Annotated in this window: 1 protein-coding gene; it reads right to left on the bottom strand. The window is 70.1% G+C overall.

The window, feature by feature from the left end:
• A partial coding sequence (locus P409_RS35445; RefSeq protein WP_034849843.1) for a condensation domain-containing protein occupies positions 1–775 on the bottom strand: 775 nt, incomplete at both ends.

Raw genomic sequence — 775 nt, 5'->3', positions numbered from 1 at the left:
ATTCGGCACCGCCTCGTAGGCCGTGTCCGTCGCGTTCCAGGCGGACAGGCGTTCCCGATCTTCTGGGGTCGGCAGGGCAATCCGGCCGAGCGGCGTCGCCGCATCCTCTGCGATGTGCAGCAGCAGCGCCTCGAGCTGCCGCATCAGGTGGTCGATCCGGTCACGATCGACGGCGTTGCGCCGCCAGCTCCAGCCGATCTCGAGATCCCCGCCCGCCTGCACCGTCAGAGTCAGGGCGTAATTCGTCGTCTCCAGGTTCGAGACCTGGCCGAAGCTCAAGCCCTTGCCGTCCCGCTCCCGCAGCGCCTGGTCCACCGGATAGTTCTCGAACACCAGCAGGGTGTCGAACAGGGAGCGGCCGGCCTGTCCGGCCCAGCCCTGGATCTCGTAGAGCGGCGTGTGCTCATGCTCGCGCAGCGCCGCGTTCTCCGCCTGCAGCTCCCGCAGCCAGTCGCCGACCGGCCTGGCCGGGTCCAGCTCAGGCGCCACCGGCAGGGTGTTGATGAACAGCCCCAGCAGCGTCTCGGCGTCCCGCAGCTCCGCCGGGCGCCCCGACACCGTCGACCCGAACACCACCCGGCGCTGACCGGTGATCCGCGACAGCAGCAGCGCCCACGCCCCCTGCACCACCGTGTTCAAGGTCACATGCTCGCGACGGGCAAAAGCCCTCAGGGCCTCCGTCGCGGTGCTGTCCAGGCGCAGCTTCCGGCTGTCATATCCTGGCTCTGGTTCGGGCGCCGGCAGCGCCGAGGCCAGCAGCGTCGGCTCCTCCACA

Origin of the sequence: Inquilinus limosus MP06, from assembly GCF_000767795.1 — a bacterium.
GTDB lineage: Bacteria > Pseudomonadota > Alphaproteobacteria > DSM-16000 > Inquilinaceae > Inquilinus > Inquilinus limosus_E.
This window is presented reverse-complemented; position numbering and strand designations above follow the sequence as displayed.